Genomic DNA, 14,398 nt, shown 5'->3' with positions numbered 1-14,398 from the left:
CTAGTGTGAGCGGCCACCGACCGGTCGGACCACGACCGGGCGGTCCTCGCGCTGCCACGAGCAGCCTCCACGTCAGGGGCGGACATTGACGACCGGACAGCAGACGGCCCGCCGACCACGGGTCCCGGCCGAACCACTGACGGAGGAGCGGCGCCGCGGCCCCGCGCTGCCGCTGCTCGGCCTGGCGGCCGTGGTGCTGGCCGCCACCGGGGTGCTCGGGCTCGCCGAGGCCGAGGTGGTGCAGGCCTGGCGGACACTGCTGGTCTCGATCGTGGTGCAGGGCATGCCCTTCCTGCTGCTGGGCACCGTGGTCTCGGCGGCGATCGGGGCCTTCGTTCCGCCCTCGCTGTTCGCCAGGGCGCTGCCGAAGCGGCCGGCCCTGGCGGTGCCGGTGGCCGGAGTGGCGGGGGTGGTGCTGCCCGGCTGCGAGTGCGCCTCGGTGCCGGTCGCCGGGAGCCTGATCCGGCGGGGCGTCACCCCGGCGGCCGCGCTGACCTTCCTGCTGGCCGCACCGGCCGTCAACCCGGTGGTGCTGGTCTCCACCGCGATCGCCTTCCCCGGGCAGCCCTGGATGGTGGCGGCCCGGCTGGCCGCCTCGCTGGCCACGGCGGTGGCGATGGGCTGGCTCTGGGTCCGGTTCGGCCGGGAGGAGTGGCTGCGGCTGCCCAAGCAGCCGGGCGGGCACGGGCACGGGGGCTCGCGCTGGGAGGAGTTCCGGCGCGGCATGCAGCACGACTTCCTGCACGCGGGGGGCTTCCTGGTGGTCGGCGCGATGGCCGCCGCGACCTTCAACGTGGCCGTGCCGCCGGGGGTGTTGGCACTGTTCAGCGACTCACCCTGGCTCGGCGTGGTGCTGCTGGCGCTGCTCGCCGTCCTGCTCTCGGTCTGCTCGGAGGCGGACGCCTTCGTGGCCGCCTCGCTGACCGGTTTCTCGCCGACCGCCCGGCTGGCCTTCATGGTGGTCGGCCCGATGGTGGACCTCAAGCTGATCGCCCTGCAGTCCGGCTCCTTCGGCCGGGCCTTCGCCGTCCGCTTCACCGGCACCACCTTCGTGGTGGCCGTCCTGGTGAGCGTCCTGATCGGAGCCGTGCTGCTGTGAAGAGGATGACCCACCCGGCCCTGCTGGTGCTGCTCGGCGGGGCCCTGCTGCGGATCACCGTCGGCAGCGAGGTGTACCTGCGGTACGTGAAGGAGGGACTGCGGCCGATGGTGATCGTCACCGGGGCCGTGTTGGTGCTGCTCGGGGCCGCCGGGCTGGTCCGGGAGGGGCGGGACTGGCTGCGGCAGCCGGTGCTCAACCACCGCCGGGCGGAGGACGGTTCGTACCGCGTGGAGCCGCACGCGGCCCACCCGGCGCACGGAGAGGAGGGCGAGGACGGGCACGGGCACGCGGCCGGTCCCAGGGTGGCGTTCCTGCTCGGGGCGCCGGCGCTGGCGCTGCTGTTCTTCGCGCCGCCCGCGCTCGGCTCGTACACCGCCTCCCGGGACGGGGCCGCGGCCGCCGTCGAGCAGGCCGACTACCGGGCGCTGCCGAGCGGGCCGTTGACGCCGATGTCGATGCGCGAGTTCATCGGGCGCAGCCAGCACGACAGCGCCGGCCTGGAGGGCCGGCAGGTGGTGCTGACCGGCTTCGTCAGCCGGGGCGGCGGCGGGGTGGACTGGCACCTCAACCGGCTGACCGTCAACTGCTGTGCGGCGGACGCCCGTCCGCTCCGGGTGGCGGTGCACGGGGCGGGCGAGGCGCCGGCGGCCGACAGCTGGGTGCAGGTCACCGGCCGGTGGCGGGCCGGGGCGGTGGACGCCCGCTCGCCCGTGCCGCACCTGGACGTGCTGAGCGTGACGGCGGTACCGACGCCGCGGAACCCGTACGCGGACCGGGCGCCCGAACTCGCCTCCTAGGGAGGGGGGTTCAGGCCAGCGGGGCAGCGGCCAGGCGGACCACCCCGGCCGGGCCGGCCCGGAACGCGGGGCTGGCGGCGTCGGCCTCGACCATGTGCGGGGTGATGTCGTGGGCGGCGAGCGCTTCCTCGGAGGCCCAGAGCTCCAGCAGCACGAAGCGGTCCGGGTCGCCCTCGACGGCGTGCAGGTCGTACTGCAGGCAGCCCTCCTCGGCGCGGACCACGGGGGCCAGGCGCTCGAAGGCGGCGACCTGCTCGGGGCCGTGGCCGGGGCGGGTGGTGATGTGGATGACGAGTCTGACGGGCTGCGACATGCCCGGCAGCCTAGTGTCGGCGATCACCACCCACCCTGGCCGTCCGCATGTCAGACAGCTACGGCCTCCGCCATCTCCTCCTCGGCGGGCGTGATTTGGCGGGCGCGGGCGCGGGCGGGCCGCGTGGGTGCGGAGGTGGACGGTGCAGCCCGCCTCGCCGTGGAGGCGGAGCAGGGAGCGGGTGCCCTCGACGGAGCCGGGGCCGAGGCAAACGGATGTACTCTGCAACCATGAGCGAGGAGCCGGCGGGCCGGGCCCGGGACGAGGCCGTCCACACCATCCAGCGCGAACTGACGGCCTTCGCGCGCCGGGCGCGCAGCCGGGCCGCCGAGCTGCATCCGCAGCTCAGCCTGGTGGCCTTCAGCATGCTCGACCTGATGGCCGAGCGTGGTCCTGTCCGGGGCGCCGACCTGGCCGCGTACTTCATGCTCGACAAGTCGACCGTCAGTCGCCAGGTCGGCTCGCTGGAGAAGCTCGGCTTCATCGTCCGCGAGGCCGATCCGGAGGACCACCGGGGTCAGCTGCTGCGGCTCACCGGCGACGGCGAGCGGGCCGTCGGGGACGCCACCGAGCGGCGGCAGCGCGCCTTCCGGGCCCGCTTCACCGACTGGGAGGACGAGGACCTCGGCCGGCTGGCCGGCTACCTGTCCCGGTACAACGCGGCGGAGTGACCGGGCGGGCTTGCCCCTGACCCGCACGTCAGGGTCTACCGTCGCCGCTCCCGAACTCCTGGAGCGCACCGATGAGCCGCGTAGCCCTGCCCACCGCCACCCGTGAGGTCCGTCTGCTGGCCCGCCCCGAAGGGCTGCCCGAGGCACGGCACTTCGCGGTCGTGGACGCACCGCTTCCGGCCGTCGGGCCGGGGCAGGTCCTGGTCCGCAACCGGTACTTCCTGGTCTTCCCCGGCCTGCGCACGCTGATCGGCGGCGAGACGGAGGGCGTTCCGCTCCCGCAACTGCGGCCCGGCGACGGGCTGTTCGGGCCCGCCGTGGCGGAGGTGCTGGCCGCCCCCGCAGGTGGACCACTGCGCCCCGGGGACCTGGTCTCGCACCTGGCCGGATGGCGGGAGCACGCCGTGCTGGACGCCGTCGACTGCGCACCGCTCGACCCGGCGCTGCCCGAGGCGGTGGCGCAGCTCTCCTCCGGCGAGGCGGCGTACGGCGCCCTGACCCGGCTGGCCGAGGTCCGGCCCGGGGACACCGTGCTGGTGACGGGCGCGGCTGGGGGCGTCGGCTCCCTGGCCGGGCAGATCGCCCGGCTGCTCGGCGCGGGGCGGGTGGTCGGCACCACCTCCTCGGCGGCGAAGGCCGGGCGGCTCACGGCCGAACTCGGTTACGACGCGGTCGTGTTGCGCGCCGGCGGGCGGCCGTTCGCGGACCGGCTGGCCGAGGCGGCACCGGAAGGGATCGACGTGCTGGTGGACACCGTCGGCGGTGAGCAGCTGGCCGGCGCGGTACGGCTGGCGCGGCCCGGGGCCCGGTTCGCCCTGATCGGCGCCGTCTCCGGGCAGTTGGCGGCGGACCGGGCGGGCGGCAGCGCGCCGGTGACGCTGGACAGCTTCCGGCTGGTGGTGCAGGGCGTCTCGGTGCGGGGCTACCGGGGGGCGGACCACCCCGACGTGGCGGGCGAGTGGACGGAGCGGTTCGGCGGCTGGCTGCGGTCCGGGGAGATCGCCTTCCCGCACGTGGTCCTGCCGGGCATCGAACGGGCGCCGGGAGCGTTGCGGGAGTTGATCGACGGTCACCACCTGGGGGCCGTCCTGGTGGGGGTCTGACCGGAGGGGCGGCGGCGGGGATGGCGGACCGGTTGAGGATCGGCGACGCGGCGGCGGCCACCGGGGCGACGCCGCGGGCACTGCGGTTCTACGAGGAGCGCGGGCTGGTCGCGCCGCGGCGCAGCTCCTCAGGCCAACGGGAGTACGGGCAGGCGGAGTTGGACCGCATCCGGGCGGTACGGGAGCTACTGGCACTGGGGCTGACGGTCGAGGACGTGCGCGCGTGCGCGGGGCGGCTGCACCTGCTCACCGAGCAGCCGCCGCCGCGCTGCGGGCGGGTCGAGGGACCGACCTCCCCCGCGGCCGCCGTGGTGGACCGCCGGCTCGCCGCGCTGGACGCCGAGATCGCCCGGCTGACCGCGCTCCGGACGGCGCTCGCCGCTCGGCTGAGCCGCTGAGCCCCTGAGCCACTGAGCCGCTCAAGGCGGGCACGCGGGGAAAGGCGCAGGAACGGCAAGGGGACGGGCAGGCGGGGTGAGGGTTCGTCAGTAGGTGTCGGACTGCCAGGTCTCGTCGGTGCGGAGCACGCTGTAGCCGACGCCGTCCCACCACTGGCCGCTGCGGAAGGCGACGCTGCGCAGGACGCCCTCGCGGACGAAGCCGGCGCGTTCGAGGACGCGCTGGGCCGGGACGTTGGCCACCTCGGTGGCGGCCTCCACCCGGACCATCTGGGTGTGCGAGAAGAGGTGCCGGACCAGCTGCCGCATGGCCGGTGCGCCGTAGCCGCGGCCTCGCGCCTCGGGCACCAGCGAGATCCCGGTGTTCCAGCAGAAGGATCCCCGCCAGCAGATGACCTCGCGCCAGGAGACGAACCCGGCCGGGTCACCGTCGCCCTGGATCATCAGCAGGCCGTGCTTCTCGCCGAGCATGCCGTTCTCCTCCCACTGGCGGCGCCAGCGGCCCGGGTTCTCCCAGCCCAGCCACTGGTACTCGCCGACCGTCTCGGGCTCGGTCGAGAACCGCTCCAGCACCGGCAGGTCGCTCTCCCGCACCGGCCGCAACTCCACGCTCTTCTGGGTCATCCCGTCACCCTAGTGCGCACCCCGACGGCCCGTCAGGGGCGGTCGACTCAGGTCCATTTCGTCCGCTTTTATCCGCATACGGCGCGTCGTGCGGCTGCCACCACCACGGACGTGATTGGCTCACGCCGGTACGTCCTCGGGAGGCCTTCGTGCGGGTGACTGGTCAGACGGTTGTCCGGACGGCGGCCGCAGGGTTCCTCGCCCTGTGGGCCGTGGCTCCGGGGGCGGGCACGGGTGCGGCGACCGGGAGCGGGGCGGTGCGGGCGGGCGCACCCGCCCCGCTCTCGGTCACCTTCGCGGCGCGGTCCTGCGACCGCTACGACGAGGTGATGGCCAACAAGGCCCGCAACAACGTGCAGGAGTCGCTGCGCGACCTCGGCCCCGACTCCAACTACGCCCGTACGGAGGCGGTTTCGGCCGCCAAGGAGGCGGCCGGCACCCCGCTGCCGCCCTGCCGCCCACTGCCGGGCTGGGCCTTCTCCACCGGCACCGGCTTCACCGGCAAGACCTCGGCCAGTCTCCAGCTCAGCACCGTCACCGGCCTGATCCGCGACGGCCTCACCACCGGGACCGACACCCCGGAGCTGGACGACCAGGGCCGCCCGACCGGCCGGACCCTGAGCGGCGCCGTCACCGTCCAGCTCGACCAGGCCGAGGCCACGGCGGCCGCGCAGAACCGGCTGATCGTCCAGGGCGGCACACCGTCCGCCCCGCTCAACGGGCTGCAGGACCGGTACGGCTTCGCCGCGCTGCGCTGCGCCCAGGACTCGGTGAACGGCGACAACGTCGAGTACCTGACCTTCCCGGCCGGGGCCCGGCACGTCTTCTGCTACTACTACGCGATCACCCCGCCGCCCGGCGCCGGGACCATCACCGTGGTCAAGCAGCTGGCCGACGGCTCCAACGGCCCGGGCTCCTTCCGTTTCGACGGGAACGTCTCCTACGCCGACACCAACGGCGACGGCACCAACGACTTCCCGCTCACCGCCGACACCGGCAAGCCCGGTTCGATCAGCTTCGTCCGGGGCGAGACCCGGGACGGGGACGCGCCGTGGAGCTTCCAGGAGGCGAGCACCCCCGGCTGGGAGCCGCCGGCTCAGCCCAGCTGCGAGGTCGTCGACTCCCGGGGCGGCACGGGCAGCAGCGCGGTGACCGCCGACTCGGCGGGCAAGGTCTCCGTCCGGCTGACCGCCGGGGACACCGTGACCTGCACCTTCACCAACCGCCGGACGGCCGGGCGGGCCCTGCTGCAGAAGCAGTCGATCGGCGGCACCGGCACCTTCGACGTCCGCCTGGACACCCCGCCCGGCTCGGCGCCGATCGCGATCGGCCCGGTCACCACCGTGGCGGAGGCCTCGCCGGTGGACGTGGCCTCGGCCGCGGGCGCCACCGCCGGCCGGTACACGGTGCGCGAGCGCGTCCCCTCACCCGACGGAACCGGCACCTGGCAGACGCCCGACGCCACCTGCGACGGCGTGCCCGCCCCGGTGACCCTGCTGCCGCCGAGCCCCGACGCGCCGAACGGGACCTGGACCGCCGAGCACGACCTGGCGGCGCCCGGCGGCACCACCTGCCTGCTGACCAACCGCTTCGTCCCCGGCGGGGCGATCAACGTCGAGAAGGTCACCGAGGGCGGCACCGGGACCTTCGCCTTCGCCGTCACCCCGCACCTGACGGGCCGTCCGGCCGTGGCGCGGGACGTGACCACGACCGCCACGGCCACCACCACGGCCACCGGGACCCCCGCCGCCGCCCACCCCTCGGGCAGCGACAGCGGTCCGGCGGCGAGCGGACTCAGGGTCGGCCCGGCGTACTCCTACACCGTCCAGGAACTGCTGCCCGCACCGACCGCGACCGGGCGCTGGCAACTGGCCTCGGCCGACTGCGGCGACGCCGGAGACCGGCCGGACCTGACGGCCGGGACGGTCGAGGTGCACCTGACCACGGCCGCGCCGACCCCGACCTGCCGCTTCACCAACCGCTTCGTGCCGTACCCCACGCTGGACGTGACCAAGACCACCAGCGGGGACACCTCGCTCCGGCCGGCCGCCGTCCGACTGACCGTCAGCTGCGAGGACGGGACCACCGACGAACTGACGGTGGCCCCCGGCGCGGACCGGGGCGACCTGCCCCGGCACACCTTCGCCGCCGCCACCCGCTGCACGGTGGCCGAACCGCGGACCGGGGCCGCCGACTCCGCCGCGGTGACCACCTGGGCGAGGCTCCGGGTGGACGGGGAGCCCGACCGGCCGCTGGTCCTGGGGACGCCGTTCGAGCTGACGGACGGCCGGGCCACCCGGGTGCTGGTCGGCAACGACTTCGCGCTGCCCACGCCGCCGCCGAGCGGCCCCTCCGGGCCGGCCGGCGGACCGACCCCGCCCGCCTCGGCCCCGCCCGTTCCCGCGCCGCCCGCTCCCCCGGCCGCCCGGCCCGCCCCGCCCGCCGGGGACCTGCCGGGGACCGGACTGCCCGGGCCGCTGCTGCTGGCCGCCGTGGTCGCGGTGCCGCTGCTGGCCGCCGGGGCCGTGCTGGCGGCGGCCTCCAGGCGGAGCCGAAACTAATAGAACACTTTTTCGAACATGGGCGTACGCTGGGGCCATGCACTTCCAGGGATCACTGCTCGGCGCCGACGCCCCGGCGCCCGGCCCGTTCAACGGCATCCGGCGGACCGAGCTGGCGCACGGCGCCTGGGTGGACGTCCTGCCGGGATGGCTGAGCGGGGCGGACGTGGTGTTCGAACGACTGCTGGACGGGGTGCCCTGGCGGGCCGAGCGGCGCGAGATGTACGAGCGGGTGGTCGCGGTGCCGCGGCTGCTGGCCTCGTACGGGGCCGGGGCCGAGCTGCCCGATCCGGTGCTGGCGCAGATGCGGGACGCGCTGAACGCGCACTACCGGGAGGAGCTCGGCGAGGAGTTCGTCTCCGCCGGGCTCTGCCTCTACCGGGACGGCGAGGACAGCGTGGCCTGGCACGGCGACCGGTTCGGGCGCGGCCGGACCGACGACACGATGGTGGCGATCGTCTCGGCCGGCGAACCGCGCGCCCTGCTGCTGCGGCCCGCCGGGGGTGGCGGGCCGACGCTGCGTCACCTGCTGGGCCACGGGGACCTGCTGGTGATGGGCGGCTCCTGCCAGCGGACCTGGGACCACGCCGTGCCCAAGACCGCCCGGCCGGTCGGACCTCGGATCTCGATCCAGTACCGGCCGCGCGGGGTGGGGTGACGGGTGCTCAGGTCATGGGTGTTCAGGTGACGGGCGCTCAGTCCTTGACCGCGCCTCCCAGCCCCGAGACCAGGTGACGCTGGACCAGGACGAAGAAGGCCAGCACCGGCAGGGTCATCAGGGTGGAGGCCGCCATGATGCCGCCCCAGTCGTTCTCGTCCGGCTTGAAGAAGACCATCAGCGCGGCCGGGAGGGTCTGGTGGTCGGTGTCCAGGATCAGGGTCCGGGCGAACACGAAGTCGTTCCAGGCCATGATGAAGGAGAACACCGAGGTGGCCGCCAACCCCGGTGCCACCAACGGGAAGAGGATCCGCCACAGGATGGTGAAGCGGCTCGCCCCGTCCAGCCGGGCCGCCTCCTCCAGCGACTCCGGCACCGCCGCCACGAAGCCCCGGAGCATCCAGACCGCGAACGGCAGCGAGAAGGCCAGGTTCACCAGCATCAGCGAGCCGAGCGTGGACAGGCCCAGCCCCGGGGCCACCGTGCCGAGGTCGCGGATCAGGAAGAACAGCGGGATGGTCAGCGCCTCGATCGGCACCATCTGCGCCACCAGGAACATCACCAGCACGGTGGTGCGGAAGCGGAACTTGAACCTGGACAGCGCCACCGCCGCCAGGAAGGCAACCCCGGCCGAGAGCACCACCACGACCACGGCCACCAGCAGGCTGTTCAGGAAGTACCGGCCGAAGCCGCTCACCCCGAGCGCGTCCCGGAAGTTGTCCAGGGTCGGCGCCCAGGTCCACGGCCGGGGGTGGGCGGAGGTGAGCTCGCCGTCCGGTTTGAAGGCGGAGAGCACCATCCAGTAGAGCGGGAAGGCGGTGACCAGACCGGCCAGCACCGCAAGGGAGTTGGCGATCCTCCGGGATCCCTTCTGCGTGGTCCGCGCGGTCACAGTTCCTCCCCGGAGCGCCGCAGGGCGCGGATGTAGAGCGCCGTGATCGCCAGCAGGATCAGCGTCATCAGCACGCCGATCGCCGCGCCCAGGCTGTAGTCGGAGGCCGCGAAGGCCTCCTGGTAGGCGTAGACGTTGAGCACCAGGTTCTGGCCGGCGATGCCGCCGCCGCTGGTCATCACGTAGATCTGGGTGAAGACCTTGAAGTCCCAGATCACCGACTGGATCACCACGATCACCAGCAGCGGCCGGAGCATCGGCAGCATCACCAGCCGGGCGGTGGTGAAGGTGGAGGCACCGTCGAGCCGGGCCGCCTCCAGCACCGAGTCCGGGATGGCCTGGATGCCCGCGTAGAGGGTGATCATCACGAACGGGAAGGAGTGCCAGACCACGACGGCGCCGACCACCGCGAAGGCGGGCCACTTGTCGTACATCCAGTTGTGCCCGGCCATGCCCAGGATGTCGTTCACCAGACCGGAGTTGGTGTCCAGCAGGAAGAGCCAGACGGTGGAGCCGGTCATCGCCGGGGCGGCCCAGGCGCCGAGCGCCGCGAACATCAGGAACAGCTTGGAGCGCCGGCCGACCCTGGTCAGCAGCACCGCCAGCGCGCCGCCCACCGCGAGGGTGGCGACCACGCAGCCGCCCGCGAAGACCAGGGTCTGCGCCAGCACCTCCCAGAACTGCGACTTGCCCAGCAGCTCGGTGTAGTTGGCCAGACCGACGAAGGCGGCCGGCACCCCGCCGCTGGCCTGCGGCTGGCCGAAGTCCAGCACCGAGAGCAGGCCGAGCTGGTAGAGCGGGTAGCCGAACAGCGGCAGCAGCACCAGCGCGGCGGGCAGCAGCAGCCAGATCGGGGTCAGAACCCGCTTGCGCCTGACGGTGATCGGCGCCTTCGCGGGCGTGGCTGCGGTCAGCGTGTCACTTGCCATCGAAGGCGGCGTTCATCGCGCTGGCGGCCTCGGCGGTGGCGGTGTTCACGTCCGCCTTGCCGGTGATCACCTTCTGCAGCATGGTCGGCACCACCGCCTGGGCGTCGATCTTCGCCCAGGCCTGGTCCTTGGGCACGAACTTGGTGCCCGCCGCGATGGTGTCGGTGAAGGGCTTGAGCCACGGCTCCTTGGCCACCACCTCGGCGCGGGCGCTGGTCAGCGTCGGCAGCGTGCCCATCGCGTCGAAGAGCGCCAGCTGGTGCTTCTTGCCGCCCAGGGTCTTGAGGAAGTCCGCCGCCAGGGTGCGGTGCTGGGTCGACTTGAGGACGCCCAGGTCGTTGCCGCCGGAGAACGCCGGGGCGACCGAGCCGGCCGTCGCGCCGGGCAGCGGCACCACCGCGTACTTGCCCTTGGCCGCGCCCGCCTCCACCGCGCTGCGCGAGGAGTTGGGCAGGATCGCCATGCCCGCGGTGCCGGAGGCGAAGGCCTCCACCGTCTTGCCGCCGGTCAGGTCGGCGCAGCGCTGGGCCGGACAGATCGCGTCGGTGAACAGGTCGGTGTAGGCCTTCACCCCGGCCCGGGAGCCCTGGGAGTCCACCGCCGCCGCGTACTTGGCACCGGGCTTGGCCGCCAGGTCGCCGCCGTTCGCCCAGAGGAAGGGCAGGGCGCCGAAGGTGTACTTGCCGCCGACCGCGATGCCCAGCAGGTCGGGCTTGGCGGCCCTCACCTTCGTTGCGGCGTCGGCGAGTTCGGCGTATCTGGTCGGGGGCTTCAGGCCGAGCTCGGTGAAGACGTCGGTGCGGTAGTAGAGCGCCCGCACGCCCAGCCACCAGGGCAGGCCGTAGGTCTTACCGTCCACCACGGCGGTGTCGCGCAGGTCGGCCGGGAGGTCGCCGCCCTCGGACCAGCCCGCCAGCTCGGAGGTCAGGTCCGCCAGGCCGCCGGCCGCGACGTAGCCGAACAGGTCGGTGTTGCCGAACTCCACCACGTCCGGCGCGCTGGCCGGGTCGTTGAAGGCGCCCTTCATCTTCTCGGCGCGCGGGCCGGCGTCGGTCGGGATGTACGACACCTCGACGTCGGAGCCGGGGTGGGCGGCCTTGAAGTCCGCCACGGCGGCCGCGATCACCTTCTCCTTCGGGGCCCGGTTGGCCTCGTCGTAGAGCCAGACCTTCAGGGTGCCGGTCTGCTGGTCGGCCGACTTGGTGCTGGAGGCGGTGCCCGGCGCGCAGGCGGCCAACACGGCACCGGCAGCGGCGAACAGGACGAGACGGGACAGCTTCACGGAACCCCCTCGGGAGGTGGTAGAGCGGTGGTAGGGCAGGTGAGCGGTGACGGTAGGAAGCCGCCCGGCGTGGCGGCAAGACGCCCCGGCGAATGTTGTGCAGTGCAAAACTGTGTGCCGCGTAGCTGGTACGCCGTCGGTGCTTGGCGTACGGTCCGTTGAATCCGACGGTCCGTTCAGGGGTCGTTCATGGGGATTTCTTGATGTGCCTGAGGAGGGCCGGTGGAGGTCACGCAGCGGAACCAGTCCGCCTCGCTGCGCCGGGCGCTCGCGGTGCTGGAGCACGTCCGGGACCACGCCGGCGGCTCCACCGGGCTCTCGCTCACGGCGGTCGCGGAGGCGCTGGGCCTGTCCAAGAGCACCGTGTTGCGGCTGGCCGAACCGCTGCTCGACTCCCAACTCCTCAGCCGGGAACGGGAGTCGGGGCACTTCCGGCTCGGCCCCGGCGCCCTGATGCTGGGCCAGTCCTACCTCTCCGGGCTCGACCTGCGCACCGTCGCCGCCGAACAGGCGCACCGGCTGATGCACGAGGTCGGCGGCACCGTCCACCTGTGCGTCCCGGACCCGCCGCACGTGGTCTACATCGACAAGGTGGAGAACGAGACCGCCGTCCGGATGGCCTCCCGGATCGGCAGCCGCGCGCCGATGTACCGCACCGCCGTCGGCAAGGCCATGCTGGCCTGGCTGCCGGAGGAGGCCTTCACGGCGGTGGTGGCCGCCGGACTGCCGCCGAGCACCACCCGCACCCTCACCGAACCGGCCTCGCTGCGGGCCGAGTTGGCGCGGATCCGGGCCCGCGGCTACGCCGTGGACGACCGGGAGAACGAGCCCGAGGTGCGGTGCGTGGCCGCGCCCGTCTTCGACCACACCGACACCGTCGCCGGGGCGCTCTCGGTCTCCGGGCTGACCTCGCGGGTGACGGCGGCCCGGGTGCGCGTCCTCGGGCCCGCGGTGGCGGCCGCCGCGCTGCGGGTCTCGCGGGCGCTGGGGTCCTCGCGGCACTGAGCGGCCGGCCCCGGGGCGCTGCGGCGCGCTGCGGCGCGCTGCGCGCCACGCCCGGGCGGACAAGGCATTTGCCCATCGGGGTGGGCCCGGGGCAGACTCGACGGGACGGACCGGCACGGGCCTCACGCCCTGCCGTGCACACCCACCCGTGTCGACGAGCGATCCCGTCGGCGGACGATCCCGAGGGGAGGCAAGCCATGCGCAACGAACCGCCCAGTCCCGGCTTCCTCCCCGTCGCTCACTGATCGTTTCCCGTAGCACCCCGCACCTCCGCGCCCGCGCCCCGTCGGCGCGCGCCCCGGTGCGGGCGGAGGTCGTTCCGCCATGTCGTTCTTCCGTACCCCCGCTCCGTCCACCCGCCGCCGCTTCTCGCTGACCGACGTCACCGTCGCGGCCGGCGTGCTGCTGCTGTTCTACGCCGCACTGCGCGTGGGACACGGCACCACCGTCTCCTTCACGCCGGGCGAGAAGCTCGGCATCGACACCGATCCGGCCCGGCTGCCGTACTACGCGGCGCGCAGCCTGCTGCGGATGTTCGCCGCACTGGCCGCCGCCGTGGTCTTCACCTTCGTCTTCGCCTACGCCGCCGCGCGCAGCCGACGGCTCGGCAAGGTGCTGGTCCCGGCCCTGGACATCCTCCAGTCGGTGCCGGTGCTCGGCTTCCTGACCGTGGCGGTGACCGGCTTCCTGGCACTCTTCCCCGGCTCGATGCTCGGGCCGGAGTGCGCGGCCGTGTTCGCCGTCTTCACCTCGCAGGCCTGGAACATGACCTTCGCGTTCCACCGCTCGCTGACCTCGCTGCCGCGCGAACTCGACGAGCTGTCACGGTCGTTCGGCTTCACGCGGTGGATGCGGTTCTGGAAGGTCGAGCTGCCCTCCGGGACGATCGACCTGGTCTGGAACGGCATGATGAGCTTCGGCGGCGGCTGGTTCTTCCTGGTCGCCTCCGAGATGATCGCCATCGGCGGCCAGGACTACGCCCTGCCGGGCGTCGGCTCCTACGCCGGGGCCGCGATCGCCGAGGGCGACCTGGGCAAGGTCGGCTGGGCGGTGCTCGCGATGGCCGTGATGGTGACCGGGGTGAACTTCCTCTTCTGGCGCCCGCTCACCGCCTGGGCCGAGCGCTTCAAGAACGAGCAGTCGGGCAGCCGCGAGCCGCAGCGCTCGGCCGTCCTGGAGCTGCTGCGCCGCTCCAACTGGCCTGCACTGCTGGGTCGTTGGCTTCGACCGGTGGGGCAGTTCTGCTCCCGGGCCGGGCGGGTGTTCGGCGTCGACGACCGGCCGCTGCGGGTCGCCCCGACGCGCCGCCGGGCCGGGGACCTGGCCTTCGGCGTGGTCACCGGCAGTCTGATCGCCTGGGGCCTGTACGACCTCGGCGCCTACCTGCACCGGAGCACCGGGCTGAGCGTGCTCGGCGAGCCGCTGCTGCTCGGACTGGCCACCCTGGCCCGGGTGGTGGTGCTGGTGGCGGCCGCGACGGTGGTCTGGGTGCCGGTCGGCGTGTGGATCGGCGGCTCGCCGAGGCTGACCCGGATCGCCCAGCCGGTGGTCCAGGTGCTCGCCTCCTTCCCCGCCAACTTCCTCTTCCCGCTGGCGGTCTGGTTCTTCCTCAGGACCGGGCTGTCGCTGGACGTCGGCGGCGTGCTGCTGATGGCGCTCGGCGCCCAGTGGTACATCCTCTTCAACACCATCGCCGGGGCGATGGCCATCCCCGCCGACCTGCGCGAGGCGATGGACGACCTGGGTGTCCGCGGCGTCCGGCGCTGGCGGCGGCTGATCCTCCCGGCCGTCTTCCCCTCCTACGTCACCGGCGGCATCACCGCCTCGGGCGGCGCCTGGAACGCCTCGATCGTCTCCGAGGTGGTCACCTTCGGCGCCACCACCCTCACCGCGACCGGCCTCGGCGCGTACATCGCGCAGGCCACCTCGGCCGGGGACTTCCCGCGCCTGCTGGCCGGGGTCGCCGTGATGAGCCTGTACGTGATCGTGCTCAACCGCGTGGTCTGGCAGCCGCTGCACCGGCTCGCCCGGGTCCGCTACGCCCTCTGAACCCCGCTTTCCGC

14 protein-coding genes are annotated in these 14,398 nt (G+C 73.8%); 9 read left to right on the top strand and 5 right to left on the bottom strand.

What is annotated here, in order from left to right; genetic code table 11:
* Nucleotides 1-190: 190 nt before the first annotated feature.
* Nucleotides 191-1,099 (top strand): permease, encoded by a 909-nt coding sequence (locus ACWCYY_RS11765; protein ID WP_449795901.1) that lies wholly within the window; start codon nucleotides 191-193, stop codon nucleotides 1,097-1,099.
* 5 nt (nucleotides 1,100-1,104) lie between these two features.
* Nucleotides 1,105-1,899 carry a TIGR03943 family putative permease subunit gene (locus ACWCYY_RS11760; RefSeq protein WP_449795870.1) on the top strand — a complete coding sequence of 265 codons (795 nt, stop codon included), beginning with the start codon at nucleotides 1,105-1,107 and terminating at the stop codon, nucleotides 1,897-1,899.
* A 10-nt stretch (nucleotides 1,900-1,909) separates the two neighbouring features.
* Here the strand turns inward: ACWCYY_RS11760 and ACWCYY_RS11755 are convergent, their stop codons facing one another.
* On the bottom strand, nucleotides 1,910-2,212 hold the full coding sequence (locus ACWCYY_RS11755; protein ID WP_345290262.1) for a putative quinol monooxygenase: 303 nt from the start codon (nucleotides 2,210-2,212) through the stop codon (nucleotides 1,910-1,912).
* Nucleotides 2,213-2,442: 230 nt separating this feature from the next.
* Here ACWCYY_RS11755 and ACWCYY_RS11750 point away from each other — a divergent pair, with 230 nt between their 5' ends.
* From ACWCYY_RS11750 to ACWCYY_RS11740, 3 genes are all read left to right on the top strand, one after another.
* The gene (locus ACWCYY_RS11750) at nucleotides 2,443-2,883 is read left to right on the top strand and encodes a MarR family winged helix-turn-helix transcriptional regulator (RefSeq protein ID WP_345290263.1); all 441 of its coding nucleotides are present in this window, start codon (nucleotides 2,443-2,445) and stop codon (nucleotides 2,881-2,883) included.
* Nucleotides 2,884-2,954: 71 nt separating this feature from the next.
* Nucleotides 2,955-3,986 carry an MDR family NADP-dependent oxidoreductase gene (locus tag ACWCYY_RS11745; protein ID WP_380149917.1) on the top strand — a complete coding sequence of 344 codons (1,032 nt, stop codon included), beginning with the start codon at nucleotides 2,955-2,957 and terminating at the stop codon, nucleotides 3,984-3,986.
* 32 nt (nucleotides 3,987-4,018) lie between these two features.
* Entirely contained in the window at nucleotides 4,019-4,384 is a 366-nt protein-coding gene (locus ACWCYY_RS11740) for a MerR family transcriptional regulator (protein WP_449795900.1), read from the top strand.
* Nucleotides 4,385-4,471: 87 nt separating this feature from the next.
* Here the strand turns inward: ACWCYY_RS11740 and ACWCYY_RS11735 are convergent, their stop codons facing one another.
* Nucleotides 4,472-5,008, bottom strand: coding sequence for a GNAT family N-acetyltransferase (locus tag ACWCYY_RS11735; protein WP_345290264.1), 537 nt, complete (start codon nucleotides 5,006-5,008; stop codon nucleotides 4,472-4,474).
* Between the two features lie 155 nt (nucleotides 5,009-5,163).
* Between ACWCYY_RS11735 and ACWCYY_RS11730 the strand changes: the two genes are divergently transcribed.
* Nucleotides 5,164-7,569 carry a prealbumin-like fold domain-containing protein gene (locus tag ACWCYY_RS11730; RefSeq protein WP_449795869.1) on the top strand — a complete coding sequence of 802 codons (2,406 nt, stop codon included), beginning with the start codon at nucleotides 5,164-5,166 and terminating at the stop codon, nucleotides 7,567-7,569.
* Nucleotides 7,570-7,606: 37 nt separating this feature from the next.
* Nucleotides 7,607-8,227, top strand: coding sequence for an alpha-ketoglutarate-dependent dioxygenase AlkB (locus ACWCYY_RS11725; RefSeq protein WP_449795868.1), 621 nt, complete (start codon nucleotides 7,607-7,609; stop codon nucleotides 8,225-8,227).
* A gap of 37 nt (nucleotides 8,228-8,264) precedes the next feature.
* On the opposite strand, the gene ACWCYY_RS11720 is transcribed toward ACWCYY_RS11725, so the two are convergent.
* The 3 genes from ACWCYY_RS11720 to ACWCYY_RS11710 are packed head-to-tail and all read right to left on the bottom strand — an operon-like array spanning nucleotide 8,265 to nucleotide 11,330.
* Nucleotides 8,265-9,119 (bottom strand): carbohydrate ABC transporter permease, encoded by an 855-nt coding sequence (locus tag ACWCYY_RS11720; RefSeq protein ID WP_345290267.1) that lies wholly within the window; start codon nucleotides 9,117-9,119, stop codon nucleotides 8,265-8,267.
* Entirely contained in the window at nucleotides 9,116-10,048 is a 933-nt protein-coding gene (locus tag ACWCYY_RS11715) for a carbohydrate ABC transporter permease (protein ID WP_449795867.1), read from the bottom strand. The genes ACWCYY_RS11720 and ACWCYY_RS11715 overlap by 4 nt, the downstream gene beginning before the upstream one ends.
* Nucleotides 10,038-11,330, bottom strand: coding sequence for an extracellular solute-binding protein (locus ACWCYY_RS11710; RefSeq protein ID WP_449795866.1), 1,293 nt, complete (start codon nucleotides 11,328-11,330; stop codon nucleotides 10,038-10,040). The genes ACWCYY_RS11715 and ACWCYY_RS11710 overlap by 11 nt, the downstream gene beginning before the upstream one ends.
* Nucleotides 11,331-11,552: 222 nt before the next feature.
* On the opposite strand from ACWCYY_RS11710, the gene ACWCYY_RS11705 reads away from it, so the two are divergent.
* The gene (locus ACWCYY_RS11705; RefSeq protein WP_345290270.1) at nucleotides 11,553-12,335 is read left to right on the top strand and encodes an IclR family transcriptional regulator; all 783 of its coding nucleotides are present in this window, start codon (nucleotides 11,553-11,555) and stop codon (nucleotides 12,333-12,335) included.
* Nucleotides 12,336-12,659: 324 nt separating this feature from the next.
* Entirely contained in the window at nucleotides 12,660-14,384 is a 1,725-nt protein-coding gene (locus ACWCYY_RS11700) for an ABC transporter permease (protein ID WP_449795865.1), read from the top strand.
* Nucleotides 14,385-14,398: the final 14 nt, after the last annotated feature.

It is taken from the genome of Kitasatospora sp. NPDC001664, assembly GCF_053596675.1.
The sequence above is the reverse complement of the archived record's forward strand: the minus strand, read 5'-3'. Positions and strand labels throughout refer to the sequence as shown.

What these genes read in the sequence shown, in the direction of transcription:
- ACWCYY_RS11760 (WP_449795870.1), top strand. Translation starts at nt 1,105, where the DNA reads ATGACCCACCCGGCCCTGCTGGTGCTGCTCGGCGGGGCCCTGCTGCGG.
- ACWCYY_RS11755 (WP_345290262.1), bottom strand. Translation starts at nt 2,212, where the DNA reads ATGTCGCAGCCCGTCAGACTCGTCATCCACATCACCACCCGCCCCGGC.
- ACWCYY_RS11750 (WP_345290263.1), top strand. Translation starts at nt 2,443, where the DNA reads ATGAGCGAGGAGCCGGCGGGCCGGGCCCGGGACGAGGCCGTCCACACC.
- ACWCYY_RS11745 (WP_380149917.1), top strand. Translation starts at nt 2,955, where the DNA reads ATGAGCCGCGTAGCCCTGCCCACCGCCACCCGTGAGGTCCGTCTGCTG.
- ACWCYY_RS11735 (WP_345290264.1), bottom strand. Translation starts at nt 5,008, where the DNA reads ATGACCCAGAAGAGCGTGGAGTTGCGGCCGGTGCGGGAGAGCGACCTG.
- ACWCYY_RS11725 (WP_449795868.1), top strand. Translation starts at nt 7,607, where the DNA reads ATGCACTTCCAGGGATCACTGCTCGGCGCCGACGCCCCGGCGCCCGGC.
- ACWCYY_RS11715 (WP_449795867.1), bottom strand. Translation starts at nt 10,048, where the DNA reads ATGGCAAGTGACACGCTGACCGCAGCCACGCCCGCGAAGGCGCCGATC.
- ACWCYY_RS11700 (WP_449795865.1), top strand. Translation starts at nt 12,660, where the DNA reads ATGTCGTTCTTCCGTACCCCCGCTCCGTCCACCCGCCGCCGCTTCTCG.